General features: G+C 59.6%; 13 protein-coding genes and 1 pseudogene. 9 read left to right on the top strand and 5 right to left on the bottom strand.

Going from position 1 to position 13084, the window contains the following annotated elements:
• Positions 1–47: 47 nt before the first annotated feature.
• From VE23_RS15890 to VE23_RS15880, 3 genes are all read left to right on the top strand, one after another.
• Positions 48–824, top strand: a complete 777-nt coding sequence (locus VE23_RS15890) for a tyrosine-protein phosphatase (RefSeq protein ID WP_049868518.1) — start codon at positions 48–50, stop codon at positions 822–824.
• Complete coding sequence (locus tag VE23_RS15885; protein WP_232316973.1) at positions 818–1600, top strand: GNAT family N-acetyltransferase; 783 nt, start codon at positions 818–820, stop codon at positions 1598–1600. Before VE23_RS15890 ends, VE23_RS15885 begins: the two co-directional genes overlap by 7 nt.
• Before the next feature lie 95 nt (positions 1601–1695).
• Positions 1696–2706 (top strand): hypothetical protein, encoded by a 1011-nt coding sequence (locus VE23_RS15880; protein WP_049868516.1) that lies wholly within the window; start codon positions 1696–1698, stop codon positions 2704–2706.
• An 81-nt stretch (positions 2707–2787) separates the two neighbouring features.
• On the opposite strand, the gene VE23_RS15875 is transcribed toward VE23_RS15880, so the two are convergent.
• Positions 2788–3732, bottom strand: coding sequence for an aldo/keto reductase family protein (locus VE23_RS15875; RefSeq protein ID WP_049868515.1), 945 nt, complete (start codon positions 3730–3732; stop codon positions 2788–2790).
• A gap of 154 nt (positions 3733–3886) precedes the next feature.
• On the opposite strand from VE23_RS15875, the gene VE23_RS15870 reads away from it, so the two are divergent.
• Complete coding sequence (locus VE23_RS15870) at positions 3887–4219, top strand: winged helix-turn-helix transcriptional regulator (protein ID WP_048745775.1); 333 nt, start codon at positions 3887–3889, stop codon at positions 4217–4219.
• Positions 4220–4314: 95 nt separating this feature from the next.
• Here the strand turns inward: VE23_RS15870 and VE23_RS15865 are convergent, their stop codons facing one another.
• The gene (locus VE23_RS15865) at positions 4315–5265 is read right to left on the bottom strand and encodes a cation diffusion facilitator family transporter (RefSeq protein ID WP_049868514.1); all 951 of its coding nucleotides are present in this window, start codon (positions 5263–5265) and stop codon (positions 4315–4317) included.
• 268 nt (positions 5266–5533) lie between these two features.
• On the opposite strand from VE23_RS15865, the gene rlmN reads away from it, so the two are divergent.
• From rlmN to greA, 4 genes are all read left to right on the top strand, one after another.
• The gene (gene rlmN / locus VE23_RS15860; RefSeq protein ID WP_049868513.1) at positions 5534–6625 is read left to right on the top strand and encodes a 23S rRNA (adenine(2503)-C(2))-methyltransferase RlmN; all 1092 of its coding nucleotides are present in this window, start codon (positions 5534–5536) and stop codon (positions 6623–6625) included.
• A gap of 257 nt (positions 6626–6882) precedes the next feature.
• Entirely contained in the window at positions 6883–7209 is a 327-nt protein-coding gene (locus VE23_RS15855; protein WP_048745773.1) for a YnfA family protein, read from the top strand.
• Between the two features lie 99 nt (positions 7210–7308).
• Complete coding sequence (locus VE23_RS15850) at positions 7309–8364, top strand: GNAT family N-acetyltransferase (protein ID WP_198156182.1); 1056 nt, start codon at positions 7309–7311, stop codon at positions 8362–8364.
• Positions 8365–8538: 174 nt separating this feature from the next.
• The gene (gene greA, locus VE23_RS15845; protein WP_048745770.1) at positions 8539–9012 is read left to right on the top strand and encodes a transcription elongation factor GreA; all 474 of its coding nucleotides are present in this window, start codon (positions 8539–8541) and stop codon (positions 9010–9012) included.
• A gap of 128 nt (positions 9013–9140) precedes the next feature.
• Here greA and VE23_RS15840 read toward each other — a convergent pair whose 3' ends face one another.
• Positions 9141–9755, bottom strand: a complete 615-nt coding sequence (locus tag VE23_RS15840) for an HD domain-containing protein (protein WP_049868511.1) — start codon at positions 9753–9755, stop codon at positions 9141–9143.
• Positions 9756–9950: 195 nt separating this feature from the next.
• Positions 9951–11339, bottom strand: a complete 1389-nt coding sequence (thrC, locus tag VE23_RS15835) for a threonine synthase (protein WP_049868510.1) — start codon at positions 11337–11339, stop codon at positions 9951–9953.
• Positions 11340–11536: 197 nt separating this feature from the next.
• Between thrC and VE23_RS15830 the strand changes: the two genes are divergently transcribed.
• A complete protein-coding gene (locus tag VE23_RS15830; protein ID WP_049868509.1) occupies positions 11537–12124 on the top strand; it encodes a DNA-3-methyladenine glycosylase in 588 nt (195 codons plus the stop codon).
• 226 nt (positions 12125–12350) lie between these two features.
• Here VE23_RS15830 and VE23_RS15825 read toward each other — a convergent pair.
• Positions 12351–12572 (bottom strand): annotated as a pseudogene (locus VE23_RS15825) (NAD(P)H-dependent oxidoreductase); the annotation flags it as partial.
• Positions 12573–13084: the final 512 nt, after the last annotated feature.

Below are 13084 nucleotides of genomic sequence, written 5' to 3'. Positions count from 1 at the left end.
TTTTCGACTTGCGTTTTCCAGAGCGGATGAATAGGGGAGTGAATTCCATGAAGAAACAGCTGGAGGCCCGCTTGAACATGAGAGAGCTCGGCGGGTTCATATCGGCGGATGGAAGGCAGGTGAAGGAAGGCGTTCTGTTCCGTTCGGGCGAGCTGCACGGCTTGACGGCGGCGGAGGCCGCTTATGTGGAATCGCTCGGCTTGGCGGCCGTCTGCGATCTGCGCACCGAGGAGAAGAGCTCTTCCAAGCCTAATCCGGAGCTGAAGGGCGTGCGGCTCGTCTCGCTGCCCGTCATCGGGGGAGAATTCAGCCTGAGCGAGATGCCCCGTTTATTGCAGCAGTGGAAGGATGAAGGCGGCAAGGGCAATCCGATCCTGGAAATTTACCGCAGGTTCGTGACCGACAGCCAAGCTCTGGCGGCTTATCGCGGGCTGATGCAGGTGCTGCTGCAAGCGGAGGGACGTCCCGTCCTGTGGAACTGCACGCTCGGCAAGGATCGAACCGGCTTCGCCGCGGCGGTCGTGCTGCTGGCGCTTGGCGTACCGGAGGCTGCGATTGCGGCGGACTATATGCGTACCGGGGAAAACCGCCGGGAAGCCAACGAAGCCATTCTTCGCCAAGCCTCCGCTTTTTTGAACGACGAGTCTCATCTGGAGCTGGTGCGTACGGTTCTGGCCGTGAGAGAGGAATATATTCAGGCCGCATTCGACGAAATCCGCCGCGTCCACGGGACGGCGGAAGCCTATCTGAGGGATGGAATCGGCTTGACGGAGCCGCAGCTGAAGCAGCTGAGGGATCGGTATCTGGAGCCGGCCGCGTGTTGATCCCGACCGCCAAGGCCTGCGCCATGGACGAGATCGGTGCTCTGATGGACGAATATTTGAAGAGCTTGGCGGCGCCGTTCGATTCCTTCCTGGAGGAGCACATTACGGAATCCGTCTTCTATTCGTTCCGATCCGGTACCGAATGGGCCGGCTATTATGCCATCCATGGCGAAGCGCTGCTGACGCAATTTCACATCCGCCCTCCTTGGCTGAAGCACTCTCAGGAGCTGTTCGGACAAGTGATGGAGGTTCATTCGATCCATTCGCTGCTGCTCCCGACCTGCGACGAGCTGTTCCTCAGTCTGGCGCTCGACAGGGGCTTCCCCATCCGGAAGCAGGCCTATATGTTTCAGGAAGGCATCCCGTGGCACGCCGTTCCGGCGCCGGCTTCATCGGAAGCTCATTTCCGTCCGGCCGAGCTCGGGGATGCGGAGAAGATCGGGAGCGTGTGCGGCGAGTTTCTGGACCAGTACGAGCAGCGGATCGCCAGCGGCGAGCTGTTCGTCCTTTTCAGGGGAGACCTGCTGCTCGGAATCGGGGTGCTGGAGAAGTCGAGGCTGTTCGAAGGGACAGCGAGCATCGGGATGTTCGTGAACGAATCGTGCCGCAATCAGGGCGCTGGACGGAGCCTCATCCTGCGGCTGAGGCAATGGTGCGCGGAGCGCGGCCTTACGCCGGTCTGCGGCTGCGGGTACGGCAACGAGGCTTCCAAGCGGACCTTGGAGAGCGCGGGCATGGTAACGAAGACGAGGCTGCTGAGAATCGCCTTGGGTTGAAAAGCGAAGCCTCTGAGAAAAGCGGGAACCTGGAAACATGTTGAAGACGAAGCCCGTCGGGAAAGAAAGACGATGGAGAACGGGGGGCGGCGGGGATGATTCAAGTCTCGAACAAACGACGACTCGGCAGATCAAGCGGGGCCGCAGCCGCGAGGGCTCCGCTCTTCCGGCTAAGCTTGGCGCTGCTGCTCCTGCTGGCGCTCGTTTTGTCGGGATGCTCCGACCAGGCCAACAGCGGACCTCCTGTACCCGAGGGGAAGAACGAGATCAGCGGATACGTCGTCAAGCGGGACAAGAACCGATTCCTGCTTACCTCCTACAGCTCCGGCCAAGGCCGGGGAACCGAGGCCCTATGGATTCGGTTCAAGGGAGATGTTCCTTTGGGCGGCCGTGTAGCGGTGGAACTGGAAGGGGATATTCGGACGAGCTATCCGGGCATGGGACAAGCCAAGTCGGCAAGGCTGCTGGATAGCTCTGCCACGGCCGGATCCGCCAGGCCGGAGAGCAGCGCCGTCGCGGAGGCTCTTGCCCGGTATGCCGGCCTTCGGGTGCCCGTCATCAAGGAAACCCGGCTTGACCAAGCCTCCGGACAGTGGGCGGTCATTCTGTTCGATGACGATGCTTCTCCTCGCCGGGAGCGGACGGCAAGGGTCAAGGGCTTGGACTGGGGCTTCAGCAGCCGGGAAGACAGCACACTGTTCACCGGTTACGTCGTTCGGAAGGTCGGGGGCCGCTATCTCCTCACCGCCTATAACGGAGCGCCGTCAAGCGGCAGGGCGGAAGCCTTGCTCATCCATACGGGCAAAAGTCTGAGGCCGGGCCAATTGGTGGAGGCTTTCGTGAGCGGAGGAATCGATGAATCTTATCCGGCTCAGGGCAAGGCAGAGGACGTCCAGGCCATTGAAACGGACCGGCCGTCCGGGGCTTTCCTGCTTCCCGAGCAGGCTGTGGCGCGAGCGTTGGAGCGCCGCCTGGACCCGCCTCTGTCTGTTCCCGCAGTCAAGGATATCCGTTATGAGGCGGGAACGAAGAGCTGGACGATCCTGCTGATGGATTCTATGGCGGAGGACGATGGGGAGAGTACGATCGAGGTCGCGGATCAATAGGCGGCGAGGCGGCAACTAAAAAAGAGTCCGAGCGGTCTGGATACCCAGATGCCCGGACTCTTTTGATCGAATGGGAAGCCGTTACTTTCCTTCGAGAATGGTTTCGATCTTGTCGACGATTTCCTGCGTCAGCTTGAAGCCGGAAGCCTTGGCGTTCTCGACGACCTGCTCCGGACGGCTCGCGCCGACGAGGGCGCTGGCTACGTTCGGCTGGCGCAAAATCCAGGCGAGCGCCAGCTGGCCGACGGTCAGGTCCAGGTCGGAAGCAATCGCGCCGAGCTCTTGGACTTTGGCGATCTTCTCTTCCGTAATGCCGTTTTTCATCCACTCGAGCTTGGCGGCGCGGCTGTCGGCCGGGATGTTGTCCACGGAAGTGTACTTGCCCGTCAACAGGCCTTGGGCGAGCGGCGAGAAGACGACTTGTCCCACTCCGCTGCGCTCGCTGTACGGAATGATCTCCGGCTCGATGTAGCGGTTGAACATGTTGTACTGCGGCTGGTTGACGACGATGCGGTCCAGCAGGTAGCGGTCGGCGATGGCATGCGCTTCCGCGATCTGGGAGGCGGTCCACTCGCTGACTCCGACGTACAGCACCTTGCCTGCGCGGACGAGATCGTCCAGCGTGCGCAGCGTTTCATAGAGAGGCGTCTCCGGATCGTGGCGGTGGCAGTACATGATGTCCACGTAATCGACGTCGAGGCGCTTCAGGCTCGCATGGAACTGATCCGTCAGATGCTTGCGCGAGAGGCCCCGGTCGTTGGGCAGATCGCCCATCGGCCAGAATGCCTTCGTCGCGAGCAGGTAGGAGTGGCGGGGGAACGCTTTGATCGTTTCGCCGACGAGCGTTTCGGCCGCTCCTCTTTCGTACACGTTGGCCGTATCAAAAAAGTTGATTCCCAAATCGTAAGCGGCATGAATGGCCTTCACCGCGTTCTCGCGCTCCACGTAGCCGCCGTAGGTCAGCCAGCTGCCGAGGCTGATCTCGCTCACCTTGGCGCCGGTGCTTCCGAGCCTGCGATAATCCATAGAGAATCCCTCCTATAATCAAATGCTTGCCCTGACACGGCTAATTGTACGCACGTTTCTATCTCAGGGGAAGTAGTGAAAATATCCTCACTTTATTATATGAAGGATATCTACTATACTGAGGTTTACTAGCTTTCAAAAAGGAGATTTGTCCATGGCAAGCAGCAACTACATTCCCAAAAACCCCGACACGATCGATTGCAACATCGAAAAAACGCTGGATGTCATCGGCGGCAAATGGGCCTTCCTCGTCCTGCGGGAGCTGTTCTGCGGCACCCGCCGCTTCGGCGAGCTGCAGCGCCTGATCCCGGCCGTCAGCCCCCGGGCGCTTACGAGCACCCTTCGCCATATGGAGGAGAAGGGCGTGCTGGAACGCAAAGTCTATCCGACCGTGCCCGTCACGGTGGAATATACGCTCACCCCCAAGGGCGAGGATCTGCATCAGATCATCAAGGAAATGAAGCTGTGGGCGGCCAGATGGACATGAAAAAACGCCCGGACAAGGGCGCTTAATTGAAGGTGTTATTCAATAATCCTAAGTAATGCCTATCTGGCATGTGTGCAACTCGACTCGCGCTGGGCTCAAACTCGGCTTTCAGCCAGCGTACGGCGGCTTTTCAAAAATTCCCGTCCGTATTCCCCGTGCGGATTGATGCCGGCATGCTCGATCTGAATTGTCGAGTGGGAGATGCCGTACTTCTCTTTCAACGTCTCGTTGATATTGAGGATGATGCAGAAAGGCTGAATGTTCTCATTGGCGAAGACATGCGCCGTAAGCGAATAATGCTCGGTCGAAACGGCCCATAGATGCATCTCATGCACATCCTCGACGCCTTCGACCTCACGGATCGAGGCGCGGATCGCCTCCAGATCGAATTCGCGGGGCACGGACTCCATCAGCACGAGATAGGCTTCGCGCGTAATGCGGGCGCCGCCGATGAAGATGATGCCTCCGATGACGAGACTGATGAGAGGATCGAACCAGACTCTGCCGGTCAGCAGGATGAGCAGCGCCGAGACGATGACGCCGACCGAGCTCAGCAGATCGCCGAAGAAATGCCAGAGGGCGCTCTTCACGTTCAGATTGTCCTCTTCCTTCATGCTGCGGCTGAGGACGATCGTCAGCACGAGGTTGACGACGAGGCCGATGGCAGCGATGGCGAGCATCAGGCCGTACTGGATCGGCTCCGGATGAAGGAAGCGGCGGATGCCCTCGATGAAGATGCCGAGCGAGATTACGGCGAGCGCGAGCCCGTTGAGGAAGGATGCGATGATCTCGAAGCGCAGGTAGCCGAACGTGAACCTTGCATCCGGCTGCCGGGAGGCCATGTAGATGGCCGTCATGCTGAGCCCCAGGGCGATGACGTCGGAGATCATATGGGCGGAGTCGGACAGCAGGGCGAGCGAGTTCGACAGGAGGCCGCCGACGATCTCGACGATCGTGAAGAACAAGGTCAGAAGCAGCGTGATCCATAACGTCTTCTTGGACCGGGATTGCTCCTTGACGTGCTGGAGATGATGAAAATCAGCCAAACGGATCCCGACCTTTCATTTAAATTATAGTTATTATTATATTACTCCGATTATTAGATGGTTACAATTCTTTTAATTGAGACTCGTTTTCAGCGCAATGACGATGATTATCAGCTTCAGAGCGGACTTTTCCGGCGAAAGGATGCAGGTCGTCGGGCCCGCGTGCCCGCGTGCATGGCCAGGCCTGTCCCGGCTTGAAATATCGGGCCGCTTATGGGACGATAAAGCGAGCTTGGATGCTGAAAAGAAGAAAGAGGTTTGAATATAGATGAACACGCTGTACGGACTTACCCAGGAGCAGCTGGAAGCTTGGCTCGGGGAACGCGGACACCGCAAATTTCATGCGATGCAGGTATGGGAAAGCCTCTACCGCAGACGCGTCCGGACATTCGGCGAAATGGCCGAAGCCGGAGTGAAAAAGGAATGCGTGCAGCTGCTGGAGGACAACTGGCGGCTCGGCACGCTTGAGGAGCATACGCGCCAGGAGTCGGTGGACGGCACGGTCAAGTTCCTGTTCCGTCTGCAGGACGGCAATCTGATCGAGACGGTGCTCATGAAGCACAAGTTCGGCTTGTCGGTATGCGTCACGACCCAGGTCGGCTGCAACATCGGCTGCAGCTTCTGCGCGAGCGGCCTGCTCGCGAAGAGCCGCGACCTCACTGCAGGCGAGATCGCAGAGCAGATCATGCGGGTGCAGCTGTATCTGGACGAAGCCGGCCTGGACCAGCGGGTCAGCCATATCGTCGTGATGGGCATCGGCGAGCCGTTCGACAACTACACCCATCTCATGAATTTCCTGGCGATCGTGCAGCATCCGAAGGGGCTGGCGATCGGTCCGCGGCATATCACCGTCTCGACGAGCGGCCTTTCCGCCAAAATCCGCGACTTCGCCGACAGCGGCGTGCAGGCCAATCTGGCCGTGTCGCTGCATGCGCCGAACAACGAGCTGCGTACGCGGATCATGAAGATCAACAAGGCGATTCCGATCGAGAAGCTGCTGGAGAGCATCGATTTTTATCTCGACCGGACGCGCCGCCGCATCACGATCGAGTATATCCTTCTCAAGGATGTCAACGATCTGCGGGAGCATGCGCAGGAGCTGTCGGATCTGATGTCCTCGCGGCCGCAGCTGATGAAGCTGGCCAACGTGAATTTGATCCCGTACAATCCGGTCGACGAGCACAGCCAGTACCAGCGCAGCACGCCGGAGGCGATCGACGGCTTCTACGACACGCTCAAGAAGAACGGCGTCAGCTGCAGCGTGCGGCTGGAGCATGGCGCGGACATTGATGCGGCCTGCGGCCAGCTGCGCAGCAAGCAGCTGCGTTCGGACGGCGGCAAGAGCGAGGCGGCGGTCTGAGCCGTCCCAGCCATTCCAAGACACCGGCAGTCCGCTTAGGCGGGCTGCTTTTTTTCGCTTGTGCGCGCACCCCAGGCTGAGAAGCCGGGGCGGCAGCCGGTCCGCCACTTGCCGGGACAAGAACGGCAGGATTCCAGCATCCCGGCATCGGATCGGTACGCCGCTGCTGCGGCTGGACAACCGGTTTTCCCATGTATACGATAAGCGGAGACAAAAGCATGGAGCCGGGAGGCTTGCACGGAAGGATTTGAATAAGTATGGGAAAAGCGCTGCTGCTGTTCTTTCTGGCGGGACTTGCCGAGATTGGCGGAGGTTATATGGTTTGGCTGTGGCTGCGGGAATCCAAGCCGCTCTGGTTCGGAATCGCAGGAGGCATCCTCCTCGTCTCCTACGGAGTCATCCCGGCGCTGCAGGGCTTTCCGTCCTTCGGCCGGGTGTTTGCCGCATACGGCGGCGTGTTCATCGCGATGGCGGTTCTTTGGGGATGGCTCGTCGACCGCAAGCCGCCGGATCTGTACGACTGGCTTGGCGCGGCGGTATGCCTGGCGGGGGTATCGATCATGCTGTGGGCTCCGCGCGGTTAAAGGCGGATATAGCGGTCTTTTACCTTTACCTGGAAATGGATGGACTCCATAATGAATCTCATGAGCAGCGGGAAACCGCGCTATAAGGGGGATTCGAGCATGGAATTCAATATACGTCCGCTGGTCTTGCCGGATGACTACGAGGGCATTGCCGCTGTATGGAATGAGGAGCTGGCTGAGCCGACGACGGCGGAGAGCCTGGAGGAAGCCGACAGCAAGCTGTATGAGCATGGACATCTGTATGTGAATGAGGATGGCCTGCTGGAAGGGTATGACCGCTTCCGGAGAGCGGCGGTCGATGAAGACGGCCGCATTGTCGGCTATTTGTGGACCTGGCGCGCTCCGTGGACAGAGGCGGGCGGATTGTACCACACCTTGGTCGTATCCAAGGCATTCAGAGGCCGCGGCGTTGGCCAAGCCTTGCTTGCGGAGGCGGCCGCTTGGGCGTCATCCATCGGGGCCGGCCGGATCTATACCGAAGTATGGGACGACGATCTGCGTTCGCTTCGGTTCGCCGAGCAGTCCGGATTCGGGATCGAGCGCCGTTCCTGGCAATCGGTGCTCGAGCTCAAGCATGCGGAGGAGGCGGCGTTCCACGCGGATCTCTCCGTCATCGAGCGTCTCGAGAGCGAGGGCATCCGCTTCGTTTCGTTGGCGGCTATGCCGGAGGAGGAAAGAGAGCAGCTGCTTTACGAGCTGGAATCTCCCACCTTCAAGGATATCCCGGGGTTTCTGGGGACGCCTCCGGGCTTCGGGGATTGGCAGAAATGGTATTTGCGCGGGGACGGCTATGCGCCGGAACGGGTTCTTCTTGCGCTGGACGGCGACCGGTATGTGGGCGCTTGCAGCCTGCGTTACTTTGAGGAGACGCGCGGGATGTACCATGAATATACTTGCGTGCATCGGGACTACCGGGGCCGCGGCATCGCCCTGGCGCTGAAACTTCTTTCCATCCGGCTCGCTCAGCGGACCGGCGCTCTCTATCTGCGCACGGACAACGACTCTTTGAACGAGCCGATGCTGGCTGTGAACCGGAAGCTCGGCTACCGCTCGCTGCGTGGGAAATACCGGATCAAGGGCGACGTCGGCGGCATCGCCGCAGCGAACGGGAAGCTCGATTCCGCTGATTGGGATGCGGAGATATCGAAGCTGTGATCTTCCCATGAAACAAGTCCAAGCCCGGTCCTATGCTCGGTAGTTGGACTTGTTTTTTTCCTTCTCGTCCTCCCCCTCCGAGAGGAGTGGAAATGGCCAACCGGGCTCGCGGAGCATTCGCGAGGCCTTTTTGTGCTACACTAGAGGGAGCAGGACTTGAAGGAGAGATCAGGAATGGACAATAACGAAATCATCTTGACGGCTGAAGGTCTGGCCAAGCTCGAAGCGGAGCTGGAGGACCTCAAAGGACCGCGTCGCAGGGAACTCGCCCAGCGCATCAAGACGGCGATCAGCTACGGCGATCTCAAAGAGAACAGCGAATACCACTCGGCCAAGGACGACCAGGCTTTCATGGAGACGAGAATTCTTCAGATCCAGGCGATGCTGAAGAAAGCTCGCGTAGCGACCACGACGGATACTTCCTCGATCAACGTGGGTTCGGTCGCTGTCCTTCATGACCGGGAATTCGACGAGAACGTGGAATACCGGATCGTATCTCCTGCCGAAGCCGATGTGCTGGAGAACCGGATTTCCTACGAAAGTCCGCTCGGCAAGAACTTGCTCCGCAAGCGGGTAGGCGACGTGGTGGAAGTGGACGCGCCCATGGGCAAGATCAGCTATGAGGTGCTTGAGATCAAGACGATATAAACGAAGGTCTGACAGCCGAATGGCATGCGGCAAGCGCATGGCAGGCCGGCAATCAGAAGCAGTCCGCGCCTCGACAGCAGGCGGCGGGCTTTTTTTATTGCCCGGGCAATGGCTGTAGCGGGGGCTGCTTATGCAAGCGCGGCGGATAATTCCAGGTAGGAATCCCGCAGCCACGGATGGACTACCCGCAGCCTGTCCCGCTGGTTCCACATGTACGTTAGATAGGCGAGCGCGGCATGCGCCACCGACCGCTCCAGCGCCGGCAGCAGGAGATCCAGATAGGGAGGCTCTCCCGTCTGGTCCCACTTGATTTTATCCGCGACAAACAAGGCCTGGTCCAAGGGCGTGGAACCCGCCCGAAGCGTCGTATGGCAGCCTGCGGCATCCAGGACGGCCGTATCGCGGATGCGGAACAGATCATGTCCCATTTGCCTGGAAAGCTTCTGGTGGACAATCATCGGGAAGGCCTTTTCTTCAGGCAGCACGTCGAGGCCCAGCCTGCTCGCTGTCTCTATGCGGATGTCGTTGGGATAGACGGCGCTGATATCATGCAGCCAGCCGGCCTGCTCCGCCTGGGCGGGACTGCATCCGGCGGCTTCGGCCAATCGGCGGGCTTCCGCTCCTACGGCCAGGCAGTGCTCGGCGGTATCCTCACGGCCGCTGCGGACAAGGAATTCATAGATATCCTTTCGGAGATCGCCGCTGAGCGGAACCGGCTTCAGAAATGAATAAGCTTCATTCATGAGAGAATCCTCCTTGGACCGCCAATCAGCGGGAAATAGTTCTCGAAGGGCATCATAGTTCGAACAAATGGAAGGGAGCAGCGCCTGAATGCCTCCTGGCTTCAAACAGGGCGTGCCGATGCCCTCTGAACGGTGAGGCGGCGTCATGCACGCAGCAAAAAGACCGGCGCCATGAGGCTCCGGTCTTGAATGGATTCAGAAGAACTCAGCCAGCTTCTCCGCGATCGCCTCGTTCGTGGCAGGGGAAAGCTGCTGATGCTGCGGCAGGTCGAACAGCTTGGCGATCTGCGGCGGGAACGGCTGCTCGATGCCGACGAGCCGGATCGACTCGTCGAATTTGGCCGGGTGGGCCGTGGACAGCGCCACCGTCGCCTCGCCGGGAGCGGCCAGACGGTCTGCGGCCGCTACGCCGCATGCAGTATGAGGATCAAGCAGGTAGTCCGTATCGCGATAATAGCTGGCGATCGTATCCAGGCATTCCTGATTGCTTACCGCGTAAGCGGCAAAGTCCGCCTGGACCGCTGCCAGCTTCTCCGCCGGGATGCTCAGGCTTCCTTCTTCCTTGAACCGGGCCATCAGGCACGAGATGGAAGCCGCATCCTGGCCGTAGAGATAGAACAGGTAGCGCTCGAAGTTGCTTGCGACCTGGATGTCCATCGAAGGGCTGTACGTGCCGCGGAACTCTCCGGGCTGATAGACGCCTTCGGCGACGAAGCGGGCGAGAATGTTGTTCTCGTTGGTCGCGAGAATCAGCTTGTTTACCGGCAAGCCCATCCTCTTGGCCAGGTATCCGGCGAAGATGTCGCCGAAGTTGCCTGTCGGCACGCTGAAGCTGACCGGAGCGGTCTCGCCGCGGCGGGCAAGCTGCAGGTAGGCGTAGAAGTAATAGACCGTCTGCGCCAGAATGCGCGCGATATTAATGGAGTTGATGGCGCGGAGATGGTAGCGGTGCTTGAACTCTACGTCGGCGAACAGCTCCTTGATGATGCGCTGGCCGTCGTCGAAGGTGCCGTCGATCGCGAGATTGAGCACGTTGGCGTCGTCGACGGTCGTCATCTGCAGCTCTTGAACCTTGCTGACCTTGCCGTGAGGGTGGAGGATGCAGATGCGGATGCCTTCCTTGCCGCGGACGCCTTCGATGGCGGAAGCGCCGGTGTCGCCGGAGGTCGCGCCGAGAATATGGATCGTCGAGCCTGTGCGGCGGGCTACGTAGCTGTACAGGTTGCCCAGGAATTGCAGAGCGACGTCCTTGAAGGCGAAGGTAGGGCCATGGAACAGCTCCAGCACGTCGAGGCCGCCGCGGAGGCTGCGGACCGGCGTGACGGACTCGTCCCGGAATGTCGAGTAGCTGTCGTCGACAAGCGCGCGCAGCTCATCTCTTGGGATTTCGTCTCCAATGTACAGGGTGAACAGCTCCAGGGCGAGCTCCTGATAGCTCAGCTCCTGCCACTGCTTCAGCGTCTCCGCCGACACCTGCGGAATCTCTGCGGGCACCAGCAGGCCGCCGTCGTCCGCCAGTCCCATCAGAATAGCGTCGATGAAGCCGACTCCGGTTACCTTGCCTCTCGTACTGATATATTCCATGCCAAGTCCCCTCGTCCGGTTTGAATTTTCCGTTATTGTATCAGAAATTCGCCCGCTCACCTACCCCGTAATTGCAATTTTCCGCCAGATTGAGGCCGTTGGAGCTGTCTTTGAAGGAAGATGATGAGCGGCTGGGGCGCCGAGCGGCAGTCCTTGAATGCTATAATCTATCCGAGGAAAACAAGGAGGCGCAGAGCATGAATTGGCAGCCGGTAAGCAGGGAGTTTTTCAACCAGCCGACGCTGGAGCTGGCGCAGGCATTGATCGGGATGCTGCTCGTCAAGGAAACGCCGGAAGGCGCGGCGGCGGGATGGATTGTGGAGACGGAGGCGTATCGCGGTCCGGACGACCGCGCGGCGCACAGCTTCGGCGGCCGCAGGACCAAGCGGACGGAGGTCATGTTCGGCGAGCCCGGACATGCCTATGCGCATGTGATGCATACGCATTGCCTCCTCAACGTCGTCAGCGCGGAGCCTGGCAGCCCGGAGGGCGTGCTGATTCGCGCGGTGGAGCCTTGCGAGGGGCTCGAGCTTATGATCGAGCGGCGGGGCGCGGACAAGAAACGGCGTGATCTGACGAGCGGTCCCGGCAAGCTCACCAAGGCGCTCGGCATCACGATGGCGGATTATGGACACCCGATGTATGCCAGTCCGCTATATATCGCAGCTGGAAGGAAGCCAGGCGTCATCTCGTCGGGCCCCCGTATCGGCATCGACAACAGCGGCGAGGCCCGCGGCTATCCGTGGCGATTCTGGGAGAGCGGAAATCCGTTCGTCAGCAGGTAGCCGCTAAGGATGTGTTGTCCTCTACAAACGGGTTCAGCTCACGGAGGGGTGAACCTAGGTTCTAATGCATTTACGTATGCGCCTCGTCTCTGCCGGCCTTAGGGCCGACCGGAGACGAGGTTTTTGTACAGAAAAAAGGTGGTTTACAATCCGAGCGTCATCCGCTGAATAAGGCAGGACGGCCAGGCGGCACCCGACAAGCATGAGAAGATATCAAATCAGGCGGTCAACCCATTCTCCGCCTGAGGTTTTCGGTCCGGCTGAGCAGAGCGGCCAGGCGCTCCGGAGAAGAACCCTTCATGCCGCCGATCCGGGTCGTATGGACAGGGGCGATTCCGCAGAAGTCCAGCGTTCCTTTTTTCATGGCATGGATGCCGGAATCCCTTCGTATGGTTCGGTAATACCATGCTGGAGCGTCCATCGTGACGATCATTCGACCGGACCGTCCCTTGAGAAGCTTCTCTCAGCCGGAGGAGCCCTCCTTGAAGCGGTAGGCATATCCGGGCACAGTCCGGATGGGTGGAAGGGCGCCGCCAGATGAAGCTATGCCAGTCGAAGAAATTTGATTTCATGAAGGCGGAAAGGATGTCCGTCTAAGGCATGAATTTGGCGGTACGCGTCCGTTGATGACGGGCAAGTGTTTGGATGAGCGAAGATAGCAAAATGCGGTAAGGGAGCGATGTCACGGTCGGGCTAAAGTGGAAAGCAGTCGGTCCGAACCAAGTTGTAAGCGGGCAGGTGCGAACAAAGTTGAAGGCGTGTATGTCCGAATCAAGTTGATAGCGGGTATGTCTTAATCAAGTTGAAAGCAGTCGGTCCGAACCAAGTTGAAAGCGGGCAGGTTGGGATGCAGCTGGAGGCAGTCAGCCTGATTCAAGCTGGATGCAATCGACCTTGACGGAGCAGGAAAGCAGGAGGTTGGAGTTGAAATACAAGCAATCGGTCTGAATCCGATTGGGA

This window comes from Paenibacillus sp. D9 (genome assembly GCF_001188365.1).
Lineage (GTDB): Bacteria > Bacillota > Bacilli > Paenibacillales > Paenibacillaceae > Paenibacillus_O > Paenibacillus_O humicus.
Note: the sequence above shows the minus strand (reverse complement) of the source record. Positions and strands in the feature narration are given on the sequence as shown.

What these genes read in the sequence shown, in the direction of transcription:
- VE23_RS15830 (WP_049868509.1), top strand. Translation starts at nt 11,537, where the DNA reads ATGAATTGGCAGCCGGTAAGCAGGGAGTTTTTCAACCAGCCGACGCTG.
- rlmN (WP_049868513.1), top strand. Translation starts at nt 5,534, where the DNA reads ATGAACACGCTGTACGGACTTACCCAGGAGCAGCTGGAAGCTTGGCTC.
- VE23_RS15850 (WP_198156182.1), top strand. Translation starts at nt 7,309, where the DNA reads ATGGAATTCAATATACGTCCGCTGGTCTTGCCGGATGACTACGAGGGC.
- greA (WP_048745770.1), top strand. Translation starts at nt 8,539, where the DNA reads ATGGACAATAACGAAATCATCTTGACGGCTGAAGGTCTGGCCAAGCTC.
- VE23_RS15875 (WP_049868515.1), bottom strand. Translation starts at nt 3,732, where the DNA reads ATGGATTATCGCAGGCTCGGAAGCACCGGCGCCAAGGTGAGCGAGATC.
- VE23_RS15890 (WP_049868518.1), top strand. Translation starts at nt 48, where the DNA reads ATGAAGAAACAGCTGGAGGCCCGCTTGAACATGAGAGAGCTCGGCGGG.
- VE23_RS15855 (WP_048745773.1), top strand. Translation starts at nt 6,883, where the DNA reads ATGGGAAAAGCGCTGCTGCTGTTCTTTCTGGCGGGACTTGCCGAGATT.
- VE23_RS15870 (WP_048745775.1), top strand. Translation starts at nt 3,887, where the DNA reads ATGGCAAGCAGCAACTACATTCCCAAAAACCCCGACACGATCGATTGC.
- VE23_RS15880 (WP_049868516.1), top strand. Translation starts at nt 1,696, where the DNA reads ATGATTCAAGTCTCGAACAAACGACGACTCGGCAGATCAAGCGGGGCC.
- thrC (WP_049868510.1), bottom strand. Translation starts at nt 11,339, where the DNA reads ATGGAATATATCAGTACGAGAGGCAAGGTAACCGGAGTCGGCTTCATC.
- VE23_RS15840 (WP_049868511.1), bottom strand. Translation starts at nt 9,755, where the DNA reads ATGAATGAAGCTTATTCATTTCTGAAGCCGGTTCCGCTCAGCGGCGAT.